Origin of the sequence: Photobacterium piscicola (assembly GCF_900166965.1) — a bacterium.
GTDB lineage: Bacteria > Pseudomonadota > Gammaproteobacteria > Enterobacterales > Vibrionaceae > Photobacterium > Photobacterium piscicola.
This window is the reverse complement of sequence record NZ_FUZI01000003.1, coordinates 1-17,945: the sequence shown is the minus strand read 5'-3', so window position 1 is coordinate 17,945 and position 17,945 is coordinate 1. Positions and strand designations below refer to the sequence as shown.

The following is a 17,945-nucleotide window of genomic DNA, read 5'->3' as shown; positions in this document are numbered from 1 at the left end:
AATTTATCACTATGATAAGAGAGCAATTTATTCACTTGCTCTCTCTTTTCTTTAATGTCTTATTTTCTATACCAAACGCCTTAATTACTGAAGATTATATCTCTAATCTAATTCTAATATAGGAAACACCACCGTAATAGAAAATACGAATAGTCTTTTTTTTAATGGTAAAATCTCAACATACGATAATGCACATCGTTCAATAGCTTTTATACGGCTCAATTCACACATTTTTACAACACATTGATTATAAAGAATAAAAATACAAAAAAACACAGCCAATGTAACGTGTTACATAGTAATAATTCTTTTTTTGTGATATAAGTCTCCTAGGATTTTTCATTTTTTGTGCTACCTTGCATCGCCTTAGATGGCAATGAAATCGGTTACATGTTTAATAATTGTAATAAATAATAGCGGTAAATATTACAAATTATTATCAATAAAAAAACCTATTATAGAAACCGATAGCAAGAGCACTCACAAATAATGAATGTTCCTCTTCACTAAGTAACCCCTCAAGGTTGCATAGTTTTATTAACAGGAAAAAATATGACTTCTACGAATGGAAATATACTGAGTTCAATCAATGACACCTTAATGGCAATTATTGGCTCAGTAAACGGCGTTTTATGGGGCCAACTTCTCGTTTATTTATTAGTTGGTGTAGGCATTTACTTCAGTGTTCGTCTTGGTTTTATCCAAATACGCCAATTCCGTCATTCAATTGACGTATTAAAAAGCGGCCGTGAAATAGAAAATGGCATTAGCTCTTATCAAGTTTTTTGTACATCAATGGCAGCACGTGTCGGTACCGGTAATATGGCTGGCGTTGCGGTTGCATTAACCATTGGTGGTCCTGGTGCGATTTTTTGGATGTGGTTAATTGCTATCTTTGGTATGGCAACCGCTTTTATTGAATCAACCTTAGCACAAGTTTACAAAGTAAAAGACGTTGACGGTCAATACCGTGGTGGCCCCGCTTATTATATGGAGCAAGGTCTTGGTAAACGCTGGATGGGTACTCTTTTTTCAATTTGTCTTATTATAGCTTTCGGCTTTGTCTTCAATGCCGTTCAAGCAAATACCATCACAGACGCACTGCACCACTCTTTTGGTTGGGATGAAACAACACAAGGTATCGTTATTGTTGTCTTTACTGCCTTCTTTATTATGGGTGGTTTACGCCGTGTTGCGACCGCATCAACAAAAATTGTTCCTATCATGGCGGTTGGCTATTTAGCGATTGCATTAGTTATCGTTGCAATGAACATTACTGAACTACCAGCAGTGCTTGCTCTTATTGTGAAAAGTGCCTTTGGTTGGCATGAAGCTGTTGCAGGTGGTGTAGCATTCACAGCTTCACAAGCAATGCAAAGTGGTATTGCTCGTGGCTTATTCTCAAATGAAGCCGGTATGGGTTCTGCGGCGAACGTTGCTGCAAGTGCAACACCAAACCCTAACCACCCTGCTTCACAAGGCTTTGTACAAATGCTTGGTGTGTTTGTGGATACTATTGTTATTTGTACCGCATCAGCAGCTATGATCATGTTGTCAGGCGTAATGAACTCACCTGATGCTGCAACAGGTATTGGTTTGCTTCAACAAGCGTTGAGTAATCAATTAGGTGATTGGACAACCTATTTTATTACCTCAGCTATATTACTATTTTGTTTCTCATCGATTATTGCAAACTACACCTATGCAGAAACAAACATTATGTTCCTAAACGGCAATACCAAAAAAGGCTTATTCCTGTTCCGTCTTGCGGTATTAGGCATGGTAATGTTTGGCGCTGTTGCTTCACTTCCTGTTGTTTGGAGCCTAGCTGACGTTTCTATGGGCTTAATGGCACTGGTTAATATTGTTGCTTTAATATTCCTTTCAGGATTAGCCATTAAAGTTATCAAAGATTATGAAGAACAACTTAAAGCGGGTAAAACACCAGAATTTGATCGCTCTAAGTTTAAAGAGCTGAAAGATATTGAAGGTGCATGGCACCCAGATACTATTGCAGAAGCACGTGAAGCCAATGGCAATACGTTTAATAAATAGAATAATTAAGTAGTATTTATCTATTGAAACCAGTCAGCAATGACTGGTTTTTTTATCTTTATTTTAAGCATTAATTCTAGCCCGATAAAAATAAAAAAAGGCTAAAGAAATATATTCTTTAGCCTTAGGCATATTTATACATTATAGGTAACCATGTTGGCTTTTCCAGCTTTCACTCATTTGTGCTAGAACACACGCAGGAAGTGGTCGATGGGCTTTTGCAGGCTGAGTAGCGATTTTTCGATAACCACTTGCTTGCAGTCTTAAATCAAAGGCTTTATCAATTGGCTTGCCAGCACGTGCCAAATCCCAACGGAAGACACGCAGTGCTGTATATTCATGCTGTTCAATTTCACCACCATAAGGATACATTAGCACTTTAGCATATGCTTGTTTTGCCAATTCGAAGTTCACATTAATCATGAGTTTCTCCTTAGCACCTATTTGGCTATCACTACTGCCAAGGGCTAAGTTTAACGTAAAACGTTACAGTGTCTCATGCAAGCCATTTCTCAAAGATCTTGATGTAAAATGATATATATAACTGAATTATGTGATACTCACCTCAATATTGTATAGTTAAGCAGCATTTTCTGCGGTAAAAACAGCCAACTATTATTTAATTCACTCGATGATATCACTTTCTAAAAATTGCACTTTAAACCCGTTATAAGCTGCATTACTATGCTAGGTATAACCACTTCAAGGACAACATAATGCAACCAATACAAGTGCAACCTAACCCACAACTTGCCGTTATTTTTAAAACATGGTCTACGGAGTGGGCTAAAGATGTTGAAGCTGGAAAAAAAGACACTGCGAACCAGTTTCATACGGTATATAGCATTGCAGCTAATTTGTTTGCAAAAGGTGGTGAAATAGATATTGCCGTTATTTCTGCATTATTTAACGACTGTAAACAAAAAACAGAAATGGCTGAACAGCTGGTTAAAAAAATAAGCATCAGCTTAAAAGATGATGATGAACGCGCACAACAATTAATTACTAAAGTAAATACTGCGGCACAAGATGCGGCTTTTGCAATGAATTACCTTGGCCAGTTATTAATAAAATCAGCATAAATTTATAAACAAGCAGTGCTTCGGCTGATTGCACTGCTTATTTTTTAACTAATACCATTCTGTAACATTACCAATAACGCATTACTTGTATTGCATTATTTATTATATTCTACGCCTCATTTTAGCTTATTTTATCGCTATATTTTGACGTATCAGCATGCTTTATTATTAACAAGCCGCCATCATGAAAATAACAACGTTAACGACTATGTTTAGCCGCTGGTTTTCCAATGCAGCAGACATTCCCGACTCTATTCGTATAACCGTTCCAATGCTAGTCAGTCTAGGTGTGTTTTATAGCTTAGGTTTTACTAGTGCCGGTATATCAGGCTTGATTACAGCATGGTTACTTGGCGTTCAAGCTCGCAATCTACCCTATTTAAAACGATTACAAATACTGTCTATTTCTATCATAATCACCGTTGTGGCAACTTATTTGGCGTTTTTAGTATTTAGCTATATGTGGTTAAGTGCTATTACATTATGTTCAATCGCCATTCTTTATGGCTTAATGTCTAATCAACGCCCTCATATTCGTTTATTTGGCTATAACTTTGGTTTTATCTACATTATGGCGATTCATTTTGCCTCTGTAGGCGATAGTTTAACTATTGTGCTGATGGCGAATGTCTTTGCTGGCTTATGTGTCATGCTCTCATCTTTAATGCTATGGCCTTTTTTTAAAGGACGTATTTTGCATCAACACACAGTAACAGTGCACAATGCATTGGCTGATTGGCTTGATGAATTACGATTATCTAATGATGAAACACAGTTAGCGGCAAGACGACAATTCTTTTATCAAAGTGCCCACAATTTAGCGTATTACAGCAATTCTGTTTCATCGTCTAAGCGTGCCCTACAAATAAAAATAGAACTGCAACGTTTATTAGAAATGTCTGAGTATATTATTTGTTTAGAGCGGGTACTCAGCTTTGATATTCATACAACCACACGAATTAAACTATTTGGTTGGATAGAAAAAGCAGCCGACCAATTAAGAAAAAAACAACAAATCACTGCAACATTTGCAACTAATGAATACAAAAATACAGTTTATATTATTGATATAATAGAAAATTTTAAACGTTGTTATAATTTTGATACTTTTTCATCACCCGATAATAGTAAAAATATCTATTTATTTACTAATGACAGTGAAGCATTTATTAGTGATTTTCGTCTTGCTCTTAAATTTAATTCTAAAGAGTGGCGTCATGCTGGAAAAATTGCGGTAACATTAGCTGTAACGCAATTTTTAACTGAATTTTATCATTTGCCACAAGGTTATTGGATCTCACTAACAGCCTTTATTGTGTTGCTGACATCATCAATGGCAATCACTAATCATCGCATTTGGAATCGTTTTTCTGGTACGGCTTTAGGGGGGATTTACTGCTTCATCTGTTTATATTTTGTACCACCACAATACCTTCTGTTATTAACCAGTATTTCAGTCTTTTTCTCTTTTACGTCTTATCATAAAGAACGTTACGACATCCATGTATTTTGGTTAACATCAATGATTGTATTCGCGATCAGTTTGTTATCTCCTGATAATACTTATGTGTCATTTTACCGAATTATCGACACATTATTTGGTGTAACTATCGCATTTTCGGTGAACTACTTCATTGCACCAAGTTGGACAATGACATGGTTAGATCGCCACACAGCTAGCATGATAAAGTCTCAAATATTGTATGTTGCAGTATTAAACAAACCGCAGTGGGAACAAAAAATTAACTTATATCAAAGCCAGCAACGTTATTATGCGCTAAACGGCGAGGTTATGAATTTACTCAAAGAGCCTAACTTAAGCCCTCGAACATCAAAAGACTGGTTAAGCTTATTAGTATTAATTCAACGCTTAAATGATGCGCTATTATTGGCAACAAAATTGGGTATTCAATCTGAGAAGCCACAGTCAACAACACGTTGGATTAATCAATTACAATGGATAAGACAAACATTTCCTGATCGTTGCAAACATGGCGGAATGCCACCGTTTTATGTAGAAACGACGCCTATCCCTGAAGATATGTTATGTGCATTAATCGAAAAAGACATTCAACAACTTACCGCATGGATGCTATATCAGCGAGCTTTTGTGGTATAGCAAACGTGATATTTAGTTATTAATAAAAAAACCGCGCATCATTCAGATACGCGGTTTTATTTTTTCGATGTCTATTTACGTTATTTAATTCATTTGGCGTACAGTCACTGAATTAATTTGTAATGGATCATGCGTTGGTTCATCAAGCTTTAATGCTTTGACTGCCGCATGTCCAGCAGGTGTAACCCCCCCTTCATAAGAAGGTTCTGTCGCACCAGGGATCATATAAGCTTTAGAGCCTGGTGACCAAGCACTAAAGAAGCCACTTAAATCAGTTTGTGCTGCATAAGAGGCACATACCATTAATTGATCGCCTTTACTCAATCCTTGTGTTGATTGACAAGCATTCGGGGTTGGTAATTGCATATTGTCTTCTAAACCGCCACGCGTTAGACGGTGCATTAATTTAAATAAATTCCAGCCCTTCATGCCATCAACATCAGTGACGTAATAACGAGGTAACTTTCCAGTAATAACTTTAGCAATATCAAACTCAGTTTCAGCCCACTCTTTTAATTGAGCAAACATCACTAATCGTTCACCGTTACCACCAGCCGCCCAAGCATTAGGTTTTTCTAAGTTAACAAAAGCAGGTGCGATACGAATATCTTGTTCAACACGCGCCATTTTACCAAGGTGTTTATCCTGCATATAAAGTGCAAGAATATTGTTAGTTACCTCAGTTGAACCTTCAACACTAAATGGTGCTTCAGCTGCGTTATGACCTACCTCGTGCCATAACAACCAACTATTTAGCGGTGACATTTTTATATCACTACTATTAGTCTCAAAGCTAATATTCATAACCGGATAACCAGAGTGTGCCGTACCAATTGAAATAGCGACATCATTAACCACATGATGCTTATTATTTGGCAGTGTCGCATCCGTTACTTTACGATGATGCCCCGTACCTTCACCCTTCACTTCATCACGCGCATAAAATTCATTTAAATCTTCGGCAAAAACATCTAACTCTTGCGCGAATTGTTGTGGTTTACCACCATAATTACTCGCTTGAAGATTTTTTGATGCCGCAGTATAGATAAAGCTATCAGATTCAATTTCACCAATCGGAGCTGCTGACTCTTGCGAGTTTACCCAAGCATTATCTTTATACCATGGCGCGTCAACAGTGCCGTTTAAGCTAACACTAACCTTTCCTGTTTCATTACCTGATACATAGATCAAACCACCGTATGGCGCAGTAAATTCTGTTGAACCACCAGCAAGCAATGTGAATGATTTAGAAACACGCGGAGGACGCTGTAAACCCAACTCATGTTTTTCACGTCCGGTTAGATCGTCAGCTAAAGCCACCGTAATTGTTACTGGGTTACTATTTCCTTGTACTGAGATAGTAAATGGCTGATGTGCCACAGCCCATTGACCAGTTGATTGACGATTACCTGCGTACCATGCGACGGTATTACTTGATAAATCAACATCCACTTTGGCTGATGATGAACCTTTGGCTTCACCCGGATATTGACGAATATCGGCTTTAATATCTAAATCAAAATATGAACGACCCAGCATTAAACGCGTTAACGGTTTTTCCATATAATTAAGTGGATAGCTTGGGTTCATCCAACCTTGGTATTCCACATTTACGTCGCTATTAGCACCATAAACCATGTTGTTATCAACAAGGCTTTGACCTAACTCGGCACTACACATCGTTTGGTTTGGCGCATTATCACCATAACAATTTAAGAATTCAGTAAAACGTTCAAAACCTAATTCATCATTATTAACACCAGGCTCATAACGGTAATCAAGATTATTCCACAGCCATACCGTCATATTTTGATAAATACGATTGAGATCAACACTGTTTAGACGCTCACCTTGTTTTCCTTTAGTACGGAAATACAATTCATGCTGATATAAACGTTCGATGTTTGTCCCAAGATCAGCCGCTTTCACCATTGCTTTAGCTGTCGCTTCATTCAGATCTAATTCTTGGTAACGTGGTGTATACATGCCACCATCAGTCGCAATACCGGTTCCAGGTCGATATTCTAAGCAGTTAACCTCATAGTGGTAATCGCTAAGCTGGCATTCTTGATAACCAAACTCACTCAATAACTGCTGTTTTGCAATATCAATTTGTTCTGGCGTTTTATTAAATGTATCAATAAATGCAACAACAGTTTCGTTTTTTCCTTCATCGTTAGTAATGACTTTCTTCGCAACTTCTAATTTTGGTTTATCATCAGGTTTATTATTAGTAATGAAATCCCAAATAACGATGCCATCTTTAATTGTATATGGTGGTTTTATCTCGCCACTAACTTCATCTTTTGCTGACTCATAACGTTCAATAACCCAAAAACCATGCTCTCGTTGTGCACGCACACGATCAGGATAACCATAACTAGGGCCACTAGTAACCACTGAATGACCATTTAATGCTAAACCCGCACCATCTAATAAACGCGCAAAATCGTCTTTAGGTTGAGAAGTAATACTTTCCATAATAAGTATATTGCCACCACGCTCAACATAACTAAGTAAACCAGAGACATCTTGCTCTGTTAGTTTAGGTTTGTTGATATCAGCAACGGTCGGAATAGTATAATCACTTGTAATAGCATTAAATTCATATCCATTAATAATCACTAATGGCATTGTTTCCGGATCAATCGAACTAAAATCAGTCACTTGTTCAATATTTAACTTAAAACGTTTATCTGCTTTAAATTCTGCGGAGCGGCCAACCTGCTGCCCTGCTTGACGGAAATAAACATGTGATATATTGGTTCCAACAGTAATAGAATCAGCAGAATTACTATAACGCTCGCCTAATAAATAACGGAACGTATTAGTAAAGAAATTACCCATATCAGGGCTATCCTTTGAATCAGCATCGCGCTGGCTACACACACCATTCTTATCAACACTACCGTTCCAACTGTAGCTATCAGGGCAGACCAAAATGCTGTTATAACGGTTATGTCCCACCATCATAACTTTACCGGTTCCTAACTCACCGATACTGATAAAAGGTAAGTTAAACGTTGCAGTCTCTGCACCAACATTTTCTGGTTCAACCGTTGATGGTGCTTCGGTGATATACGCTAGGCTCTTTTCATCCCATGCTTTTTTATCACCGAACTTAATCCAATAGTTATTATCATTACGCGCCATTAAAATAGGAAAAGCGCGATTAGATATATTGATCGAACTTTGACCTCGAGCACCACCAGAACTGCCATAAAACCATGTTGAATCAGTAAACACGTGGAATTTATTAACGGGTTTCCAGCCAGCTGTAATCGCGTCGGCCCCTGCCCCCCAAAGCTTATTAATATCTGCTTGAATATTTGGCTCTGTTACTGTTGCTGTACGTGGAAATGACAATGGTGAAAATAACAGGTTTGATTTACACGTTTCACCACAAATTGCACTATCAATCTGTTGTGCTAAGCCTGATTCAAATTGCTTATCAAATTCACCAGCAACAAGCACCTCTTTACCTGTACCATTATCCAATTGTACGGACTCAGACAACTCTATATTTAACGCTTCATTAATCACATTAGGGTATTGAGCAAATATGTTATGAACACGCTCGGAAATCTGAATATGATCAGTAGCGTCAGAATAACGTTGTAACAAACGTGCAATATTACGACCAGCATGCCCTTCGGCTAGATCTGTCACTGTAAATTGGGTTTTATTAGCTTTAAATTCACCGAGCTCAAAGGTATCAATACCAAAGGCAACACTTTCGCCCCAGCTAAAGCTAAATTTACCGTCAGCATCAGTTTGTCCACGTCCTGATGGACTATAATAATCAACACCGACAACAGGCTGACTATCTAAATCACGTAAAAAGCCTTCCGTTAAAATTACTTTAGTTGGCTGGTAACTTAAATTTTGCTCAGCATTAGCACTTACAAAATGACTGTTTAAATCATTACTCGTTCCTGGTGTAACAACGGGTTGTGATTCAGGTTCATGAGTTGATGGTTTACTGTCAGTTTCTGTACTTTCATCAAGTTTATCGCTAATCAACGCATTAAATTCAGCGGTTGGTAGCAATATATCATCAGTATTATAGAAGTTATTAAACCGTAATTGCTCAATATCTGATAACTTAAAATCAATCACTTTACCACTAACAACCGCCATTTTATTCAATAATGCTTGTGTATTAGCAACTGCATTTTGACGTTGGATATCATCATCAAAAGCAACAAAGCGATCTGATTGAACGAGCGTCAGTAATTTGATTTTTTCTTTAGCGTTGGACTTAGTTGTTTGTAATTGAACATCACTAAAAGTCGCTAATTCGATGCTATCAAATGAACATACGATAACTTTATCATCCTCGATGATAAAATCCGTCGCGGGTAAGCCATTACAAAGCACACTCGCACCAAAATTCATATCACCATTAAGCGAGAAAATACCGAAGGTAGGAGGAATATCAGGATCGACAGGCGGTAAAATTTCTGGTTTATCCGGATCAACCGGTGGAATAATTTCAGGTGTTTCAGGATCAACAACTGGTGGTGGTGGAATAAGATCACTTGAATCACTACCGCCATTGCACCCCATCAAAAGAGCTGATGATATAGCCAACGCAATCAACTTTTTATTTGCCACAATATACGTCCAATAAGTTATTTTTATTATAAATATTAGCCGTATATATATATTGAGTTATCGCTATAAGCAATAGTCATAATAAGGTAAATAAGCAAATCTAAAAAGAAATCCTTAATATTATAACTCACTTAAAATCAATGCATTACACCCTTACTCTTTGTAACAAACAGATACACTCTTTATATTGAAATAATGGAGTTTCTTATTGTCACGTCGTTAGATTAAGGATATGGCATTACGGTTTTATCATCAGTATTAACGGATAAATAATAATTTTTATCTGACTCTTCATAGCGATTAAAGCTAAATAAGAAACACTGCTGGCAATCGAAAATAGGTTGTGAATAATTGAGTGCTAAATTACTACCACCATTACGGTAATATTGGCTATCTAATGCTAACCCTACCGCGACTAATGCTTGTTGGTGATTATTAAATTCAGGCGCTTTACTTAGATCGGTAAGGTAATGGCCTGCATTATATTTCAGACGGTACATCTTATTATCATCAGCAACTAAAATATCACGCCATCCATTATGTGATTCATCTGCAACCAGGATGGGCTGATAAATGTTTTGCCATTGTGCTAATTTTTTTTGAACATGACTAAATAAAAAACCTTGGCAGCCTTTTTCAGTACAATACTCTTCCGTTTGCATAAGAATAAAGACTTCATCACGCCCATTGTTATTTAAATCAGCATATCCATAAAGATAAGGAAATAAGTCACCTTCAGTCACGGGTAATGATTGATCTGGCTCTAATATGTATTTATGTACGATTTCCGAAGCAAATTCCGCACGCTCTTTATCATTATCTAAATGCAATGAATCTTTAGTCTGTGTTAATAAATGATCATTATGGATTCTATCTACAACTAATATTGCACCGACAAACACTATCGCAAACAATAAATACAACGCCCCATATTTAATCATGCCGACACCTTTTATTCGCTTATCCTCCTATAGTGTACTAACTGTGATACTTTTTGCAGGCTCTGTTGTAATAAAAACCACTTAAAAGTGAGGCCAAAGAATAATTATGCGCCTATCCATTTAGGTTCTTTTTTCTTCCACCTTTTGGCTCATGAAGAACACGTCGATGCCAAATTGAATAATGCCGTAAAGCCGCAGGCCCATGAGCAATAAAGACTGAAAGTAATAATACTGTAATATAGATATTAGGTTGTTGCTGAGGAACCAATATAATTGAAGCCAGTAAAGCTAACTTAACAAAAGTTAATACGCCTTTAAGTTGAATTAACCACAACTTTGAACGATAAATCTCTTGTGACATCATCAAAAGACCACTGAACATGGCCAGTAACCACCAATTAAGCCATAGCGCTTTATCAAGATCGAAAATAAATCCGCCACTCGATATAGCAACACCTAAGATATGTAGTGCACGAATAGACGTTTTACTTAAACGCTGAATCCAAAAACGGGTTTCAGAAAGAGAATATTGGTTGTCGTTGTGCGATGAAGCTTTAGTCATTATGGCATCACTAGTAAGTAAAAAAACACTACTAGCATAACGTATTTATTTAAAAGGCTAAACCTTAGGATTTAAACGCTATAAATTCACAAATCACACCATCTCTAACTCGATAACAATCCATTCCTGCCGCATATGCAGCTTGGCAACCTAATTCAGTATCTTCAAATACCACACATTGTGCTGTTGGTACATCAAGTAAACGTGCCGCTTCAATAAAGGTATCAGGTAATGGTTTATGACGCTGGACATCATTTGCAGTGACCACTGCATCTAACAAGGGAAAAATACCTAAGGTTGTTAATATATCTAAAGCGTGGTGACGATAACATCCTGTCCCCACAGCAATACGTTTATTTACGTTTTTTTGTTGCTGCAACACAGCAAATGTAGCTGGAATAATATCGCCCTTATGCTTGATCTCATCAAAATGGCGTAATTTACTCATCACAAGTAACTGGGGATCGGCATCAATCTCGTGTTTGTTTAATAATGCTATCGCTGTATTTATCGTGGGTGAGCCTCCCATTGAATAAAACCAATCGTGCTCAAATGGCAACCCAAAATCATGACATGTGTGCTGCCATGCTTTAATATGTGCGGGCATTGAATCAACCAATGTGCCATCCATGTCAAAAATAATCCCTTGGTATAACGATAAATCCATTAAACACTCCTGATTTTGATTCTATTTATGCATATTTTAGATAATAGCCGTTACCACTAAAAAGGCGTGGTATTACTGCATACTGAAGCTAGTGCTAATGCACTTGATTGATAGCCATTATTACTAAAAATATTATCATTAATAACAAGACTCTTGCTATTTAACCATTGTTGCTCACTAGAACCATTACCATAAGGTATTCTATAGACTGAAAATTGACGATCATTAGTGCTAAAAATTAAATTAACAGGTACATGTGCTGTATTATGTATACGGTTAGAATAATAGCTAAAAGTTCCCTGACAATCTTTTACAATATAAGAGCCATTAATACTGCGTACTGCAATATAAGGTTGTCGAGTACCTTCATAGTAACGTTGTTGCCATAAACCCGTAGTATGCATCATCATTATTCGAGCTACATTATTTATAGAATCGGCATAATCAACAGTTGCAAGTTGAGTGGCAATAACATTTTTAACTTGAGCAGCAATAGGAACAGGAACCAAATCTGGAGCCTGAGATAGTGGCTGCTGATGTTGTCTTTGATAATGAAAAAATCCTCCTGTCACGACAATAATGACAAAAAGAATAAATAACATAACAAAACAATATTTTTTATTCGACTTTTTAGAGATGGAATTTTTATTCTCCCCTTCATCTAATTGGCGACGTAAAAAAACCAGTTGCTTATTAAGACTATTATTCGCCGCTTGTAGTAATAACAATGTTTGCCGTGCACTGTTTTCACCCGCAGTAAAAGCATGCTCAACATTTTGCTTATGTTGTTCAAGTAAATCTTGTAGTTTTTCTTTTTCTTTAACCAGTTCTGCTATTTTACTTTTAAAATCATTACCTTGATCATTCTTCTCTGCCTGTTTAAGGATGGCATCTGAGCATTTTTTATTACCCTCACCTTTAATTACTTGTTGATAGGCCATGCTCAACATCTGCATTAATGCTTGAGAGCCTCCTTTATCAGGATGTAGCCTATTTGATAATTGACGATATTTTTTCTTTATCTCTGTTGTCGAACAGCTATCATCAGTACCAAGTAATTCATGAAATGTTGTCATTAATCAAATCATCAAAAGAAGTATAATATAATTATAAACAACTCCTCTATTACCTGTAAATGATGATCCACCCGCTATGATTCTTTATAATTATTTGATCGAAACTTTCCCGGAGAACAACCGATGTGTTTTTTAAATACTCGAGAAAAATACGAAACATCTTTAAAGCCTGCAGAAGTTGCCACTGATGCGATTTTTTCATGATCAGAACTTAATAATCCACAGGCTAAATCTAATCTTTTTTGAATAATATACTGTTTTAATGTAACACCCATTGTTGTATGAAATAATCGAGAAAAATAAGTAGCTGAAAAATCACACGCTTTCGCTAATTCTTCCTCTCGCAGTGGCGCACTAATATCATTATCAATAATAGATAATGCAGGTAATATAGATCGTTCACGTTGTGATATATCATCATCAATAACAATTTCTTCTTTATGAGTATGTAGCCGACTTAAACAACTATCAATTTTTTGTCTATTAGCACTAGCAACTAAAATATCTTCCGCACCAGCTCGTAATGCAACAATCGCTAACTCAGAATCTAAATCATGATAAACAATCACAATTTTAACAATAGGGTAATGTTGTTTGATAATTCGTAATAATTTAAAACCATTAGATTGTGAATTTTCAATTTCAATGAAAATCAATTCATATCCAGTCATCGTTAATAACAATTCATAAGGTGATATTTCTAAAACATTATGATATTTAACAAGATTATTTTTAACACTGGTATATTTTTCTTTATGGCAGCAATTAACCCAGATCATATTACCCCCGAACACCACAACTAACACACTTGGTTATCCAACTTTACGTCTTTAATATAAAGCGTATTTATACCTTTAAATAAGAAAATAATTACATGCTATTAATAAAATAATTTAATCTTATTAATTCTGCTGTTCCAAATATTAGATTTCAGCACTATTACTTCAATATACCAATGGAAAATAAAACGATAATCAAAAAGAATATTCAACAGGTTATAGCGTTACCTGACTCATGTCAGCGATTTGAATAAGTCATTGTTTTGTGATGCATATCTAATAACAATAACAAACGGTTATCGGGATATTATAGATACGGTCAATAATAGCAGCAGTTCTTATATTTTGATTAAACGTAAATGACTTCTTTTTTAGCCTCAATTCGTTCTTTTTCTGTATACCCGTTGTTAGCCTGTAGCTTAGTATCTCAAATAAATATTGCTCATGCTGCTGAACATGATCGCCCTTATGTCGTGGCCGCTTATTATCCTGATTGGAAAGTCTATACACCTAACAACCCATACTCTGCTAGCATGGTTCCAGCGGAGAAATTAACTCATCTTATTTACGCATTTCTAGCAGCCTGTGGGCCCGTCGACTCTTCACCTGATAACATCAAAAAAATAATTAAAACCCAATGTAAAGATAAACCTATTGGCACAGCCATTATTTTAGATGAATATGCCGCACTACAAATAAAACTTGCGGGTAAAACGGCCAAGAATGTCAGTTATAAAGGTAATTTTGGCCAATTAAAACTACTGTCAGAAAAACACCCTCACTTAAATATCCTTCCAAGTTTTGGTGGCTGGACCCTTTCAGAACCCTTTCATACAATTGCCGTTAATTCTATTTATCGTCAGACATTTGTAAACTCTGCCATAGATTTAATCACGAAATACGATTTTTTTGATGGTATCCAAATTGACTGGGAATATCCTGGTGGGTACGGGTTATCAGGAAAAGGCAAGGATACAGTATCGCAAGAGCGAGAAGCCTATAGCCTTTTAATTGCGGAATTACGGCATAAATTAGATAGCTTAGGAAGTAAGAATAACCGTCATTACCAACTTTCAGCGGCAATCAACGCCGACAAAAAAACCTTACCCGGTATCAACTGGGCCCATGTTGCTAATCATTTAGATCAACTCTATTTAATGAGTTTTGATTTCTTAGGCAATTGGAGTAACGTCGTTGGCCATCACAGCAATCTATACAGTACCTCCAATACACCAAATAATAATTCTGTGGATAATCTAGTAAAAACACTGATAGAAAAACAGGTTGATCCACATAAGATTATTATTGGTAGTGCTTTTTATGGCAGAGGATGGCAAGGTGTTGATGTTATATTCCCCGACAAACTTGAAAATTTACAGAGCTTAGGTGGATTAGGTAAAGGTTCTGACATTAAAGATCCTGGGTATTTTACTTACAGTGATATCAGCAAATATTTTATTAACAATCCTAAATTAGGCTATCGTTATTACTATGACCAGCATGCAGAAGCTGCTGTACTCTATAATCAAAAAAATAAAGAATATATTAGTTTTGAAGATAAACGTTCTCTCAAAGCTAAAGCGGATTATGCAAAGCAACATAAACTTGGCGGGGTGTTTGGTTGGGAAATTACCTCTGACGCTAATAATGAACTGATCACCATACTCGATAATAATTTAAATCCTTAGTTATCAAGTATAACTTACTATTAATATCAATTGCGCTAGCATAACTGATGGCTCTTTAGCTGGTTTATTTTTATACGGAATATTCCTTTTATTGTCCTCTGACGCTTATTTTATTTCGCTAGCGCTTTTTTTTTTACTTTTTTGCTGACAATCACATTTTTATCCCCTAACATTGCGGGCGAAATGAGTTCCGATGAAGATAGCAGGAGAGCGGCCATTGACGAATACCATGATGGTATAACACGTCGGCCCGCCGAAGAAGTAAGCGAAAAACAACATGATCCCATCAGGTTGTCACTCGTAAATCTTTCAGGCACCAGGTTGCAGTAATGCAATAGGTATGGACTGTTATTGGAGGAGCCTCTGGAGAGACTCGTTAAATCGAGCGCCGAAGGAGCAAACCGTTGCAATATAACGGTGAAACTCTCAGGCAAAAGGACAGAGGAGATAAGAGCAGCAACCAGAAGCCATTCTGTAACTAACATTTACCTGTTGTTCTGTATCTCTTCCTTTGTACGTTGAAGGAGGAATAATGAATCCACTACATGACACAATTTTTAATTTTCTACGCACGTTAGATAGCTTTGTTTGGGGACCGCCCCTATTAATTTTATTAGTAGGCACAGGTTTATACCTCACAATTCGACTTGGTTTTATCCAGATCCGATACCTACCACTCGCATTACAATATGTTTTTGGTGGTAAAAAAGATCCAGATAGCCGTGGCGAAGGTGACGTTTCAAGCTTTGCTGCTTTGTGCACTGCTTTATCTGCAACAATTGGTACAGGTAATATTGTTGGTGTTGCAACCGCAATTAAACTCGGTGGGCCCGGTGCACTATTTTGGATGTGGCTTGCTGCTTTATTTGGCATGGCAACAAAATATGCGGAATGTCTATTAGCCGTTAAATACAGAGAAGTTGACGCTAATGGTCAAATTCTTGGTGGCCCAATGTACTACCTTGAAAAAGGGGTTGGCAGTAAATGGCTTGCTAAACTGTTTGCAATTTTTGCTGTGGGTGTTGCTTGTTTTGGTATTGGTACCTTTCCACAAGCAAACGCTATAGTAGAAGCTGCACATATTTCATTTAGCGCACCTAAAGAAATTACGGTTGTTATATTAACGCTCTTAGTTGCAACAGTAACATTAGGCGGTATTCAATCAATTTCTAAAGTAGCAAGTACGGTTGTACCACTGATGGCTGGCTTTTATATTATGGCTTGCTTAATCGTTTTAGGTACTAACTTCCATGCACTACCCGCTGCCATTGAAACGGTTATTCAATCAGCCTTTACGGGTCATGCGGCTACGGGTGGTTTTGTTGGTGCCGGAATGATGCTTGCGATTCAATCAGGTATTGCCCGAGGTGTATTCTCAAATGAATCAGGACTAGGCAGCGCGCCTATTGCTGCCGCTGCGGCGCAGACAAATTCATGTGTACGCCAAGGCTTAGTCTCAATGACAGGTACGTTCTTTGATACGATCATCATCTGTACAATGACAGGCTTAACCCTTGTAGTAACAGGTGCATGGACTGGTGATTTCGCTGGTGCAACCATGACAACACATGCCTTTGCTGCTGGTTTGAATTCTGATTACTATGGTCCGTTAATGGTCTCTGTTGGCCTAATGTTCTTTGCCTTTACTACTATTTTAGGTTGGAACTACTACGGTGAGCGCTGTATTACGTATTTATTTGGCGTAAAAGCAATCATGCCATACAAGTTAGTTTTCTTAGTCCTCATCGCAAGTGGCGCTTTCATGCAACTTGATATGATTTGGGTTATTGCTGATATTGTTAATGGTTTAATGGCTATTCCAAACCTGATTGGTTTAGTGGTATTACGCCATGTTGTTATTGCTGAAACTCAGCAATACTTCGCAAGCCTAAAGTCACAGCGCGAAAATAACGATCCAATCTCAGTAAGCTAATTAATCTTAGCTCACAATAAAAAGCCTCAGTCCATCACTGCAACGTGATACTGAGGCTTTTTTGCTTCTTATTAATCCTGTTTTACTTATTAAACCGTCTCTCGCTTGCCATAAGCAGTCCATCATCATCTCGCTCAGCTCTAACGCCCCTCTTATTACATCGATATCTATCACATCCTTAGACTCTTCAACAGTAACACCATTAACAAGCTAATCATTACCACGTTACCAACATCAATACAGATGAATGTGACTCTTCTATATTTGATACTAATCTACGCAATAACACATACCCTGCCCTTCCTGCTCTTCCTGCTCTTCCTGCTCTTCCTGCTCTTCCTGCTCTTCCTGCTCTTCCTGCTCTTCCTGCTCTTCCTGCTCTTCCTGCTCTTCCTGCTCTTCCTGCTCTTCCTGCTCTTCCTGCTC

Annotated in this window: 12 protein-coding genes and 1 riboswitch; of the genes, 5 read left to right on the top strand and 7 right to left on the bottom strand. The window is 37.2% G+C overall.

Features of this window, described 5'->3' with window-relative positions:
- Positions 1–552: 552 nt before the first annotated feature.
- Positions 553–2,055 (top strand): alanine/glycine:cation symporter family protein, encoded by a 1,503-nt coding sequence (locus CZ809_RS09035; protein ID WP_080157205.1) that lies wholly within the window; start codon positions 553–555, stop codon positions 2,053–2,055.
- A 141-nt stretch (positions 2,056–2,196) separates the two neighbouring features.
- Here the strand turns inward: CZ809_RS09035 and CZ809_RS09030 are convergent, their stop codons facing one another.
- Positions 2,197–2,478: a hypothetical protein gene (locus CZ809_RS09030; RefSeq protein WP_080157204.1), complete on the bottom strand. Its 282-nt coding sequence runs from the start codon at positions 2,476–2,478 to the stop codon at positions 2,197–2,199.
- A gap of 293 nt (positions 2,479–2,771) precedes the next feature.
- Here CZ809_RS09030 and CZ809_RS09025 point away from each other — a divergent pair, with 293 nt between their 5' ends.
- The gene (locus CZ809_RS09025; RefSeq protein WP_080157203.1) at positions 2,772–3,137 is read left to right on the top strand and encodes a hypothetical protein; all 366 of its coding nucleotides are present in this window, start codon (positions 2,772–2,774) and stop codon (positions 3,135–3,137) included.
- A gap of 184 nt (positions 3,138–3,321) precedes the next feature.
- Positions 3,322–5,256 (top strand): FUSC family protein, encoded by a 1,935-nt coding sequence (locus tag CZ809_RS09020; protein ID WP_080157202.1) that lies wholly within the window; start codon positions 3,322–3,324, stop codon positions 5,254–5,256.
- Positions 5,257–5,340: 84 nt separating this feature from the next.
- On the opposite strand, the gene CZ809_RS09015 is transcribed toward CZ809_RS09020, so the two are convergent.
- The 6 genes from CZ809_RS09015 to CZ809_RS08990 all read right to left on the bottom strand — a co-directional run bounded on the left by CZ809_RS09015 (position 5,341) and on the right by CZ809_RS08990 (position 13,898).
- A complete protein-coding gene (locus CZ809_RS09015; protein ID WP_080157760.1) occupies positions 5,341–9,825 on the bottom strand; it encodes an SslE/AcfD family lipoprotein zinc metalloprotease in 4,485 nt (1,494 codons plus the stop codon).
- Between the two features lie 272 nt (positions 9,826–10,097).
- On the bottom strand, positions 10,098–10,814 hold the full coding sequence (locus CZ809_RS09010; RefSeq protein WP_080157201.1) for a hypothetical protein: 717 nt from the start codon (positions 10,812–10,814) through the stop codon (positions 10,098–10,100).
- A gap of 112 nt (positions 10,815–10,926) precedes the next feature.
- Positions 10,927–11,376 (bottom strand): hypothetical protein, encoded by a 450-nt coding sequence (locus CZ809_RS09005; protein WP_080157200.1) that lies wholly within the window; start codon positions 11,374–11,376, stop codon positions 10,927–10,929.
- A gap of 64 nt (positions 11,377–11,440) precedes the next feature.
- Positions 11,441–12,043: an HAD family hydrolase gene (locus CZ809_RS09000; RefSeq protein ID WP_080157199.1), complete on the bottom strand. Its 603-nt coding sequence runs from the start codon at positions 12,041–12,043 to the stop codon at positions 11,441–11,443.
- Positions 12,044–12,099: 56 nt separating this feature from the next.
- On the bottom strand, positions 12,100–13,119 hold the full coding sequence (locus CZ809_RS08995; protein ID WP_080157198.1) for a J domain-containing protein: 1,020 nt from the start codon (positions 13,117–13,119) through the stop codon (positions 12,100–12,102).
- A gap of 74 nt (positions 13,120–13,193) precedes the next feature.
- The gene (locus CZ809_RS08990) at positions 13,194–13,898 is read right to left on the bottom strand and encodes a helix-turn-helix domain-containing protein (RefSeq protein WP_080157759.1); all 705 of its coding nucleotides are present in this window, start codon (positions 13,896–13,898) and stop codon (positions 13,194–13,196) included.
- A gap of 359 nt (positions 13,899–14,257) precedes the next feature.
- Between CZ809_RS08990 and CZ809_RS08985 the strand changes: the two genes are divergently transcribed.
- Positions 14,258–15,586, top strand: coding sequence for a glycoside hydrolase family 18 protein (locus CZ809_RS08985; RefSeq protein WP_080157197.1), 1,329 nt, complete (start codon positions 14,258–14,260; stop codon positions 15,584–15,586).
- A gap of 353 nt (positions 15,587–15,939) precedes the next feature.
- Positions 15,940–16,038, top strand: a riboswitch (glycine riboswitch).
- An 80-nt stretch (positions 16,039–16,118) separates the two neighbouring features.
- A complete protein-coding gene (locus CZ809_RS08980) occupies positions 16,119–17,519 on the top strand; it encodes an alanine/glycine:cation symporter family protein (protein ID WP_080157196.1) in 1,401 nt (466 codons plus the stop codon).
- The last annotated feature ends 426 nt before the right edge of the window (positions 17,520–17,945 follow it).

Coding starts and splice junctions, on each gene's coding strand:
- CZ809_RS09030 (WP_080157204.1), bottom strand. CDS start 2,478: ATGATTAATGTGAACTTCGAATTGGCAAAACAAGCATATGCTAAAGTG.
- CZ809_RS09025 (WP_080157203.1), top strand. CDS start 2,772: ATGCAACCAATACAAGTGCAACCTAACCCACAACTTGCCGTTATTTTT.
- CZ809_RS08995 (WP_080157198.1), bottom strand. CDS start 13,119: ATGACAACATTTCATGAATTACTTGGTACTGATGATAGCTGTTCGACA.
- CZ809_RS09005 (WP_080157200.1), bottom strand. CDS start 11,376: ATGACTAAAGCTTCATCGCACAACGACAACCAATATTCTCTTTCTGAA.
- CZ809_RS08985 (WP_080157197.1), top strand. CDS start 14,258: ATGACTTCTTTTTTAGCCTCAATTCGTTCTTTTTCTGTATACCCGTTG.
- CZ809_RS09035 (WP_080157205.1), top strand. CDS start 553: ATGACTTCTACGAATGGAAATATACTGAGTTCAATCAATGACACCTTA.
- CZ809_RS08980 (WP_080157196.1), top strand. CDS start 16,119: ATGAATCCACTACATGACACAATTTTTAATTTTCTACGCACGTTAGAT.
- CZ809_RS09015 (WP_080157760.1), bottom strand. CDS start 9,825: ATGGGGTGCAATGGCGGTAGTGATTCAAGTGATCTTATTCCACCACCA.
- CZ809_RS09010 (WP_080157201.1), bottom strand. CDS start 10,814: ATGATTAAATATGGGGCGTTGTATTTATTGTTTGCGATAGTGTTTGTC.
- CZ809_RS09000 (WP_080157199.1), bottom strand. CDS start 12,043: ATGGATTTATCGTTATACCAAGGGATTATTTTTGACATGGATGGCACA.
- CZ809_RS08990 (WP_080157759.1), bottom strand. CDS start 13,898: ATGATCTGGGTTAATTGCTGCCATAAAGAAAAATATACCAGTGTTAAA.
- CZ809_RS09020 (WP_080157202.1), top strand. CDS start 3,322: ATGAAAATAACAACGTTAACGACTATGTTTAGCCGCTGGTTTTCCAAT.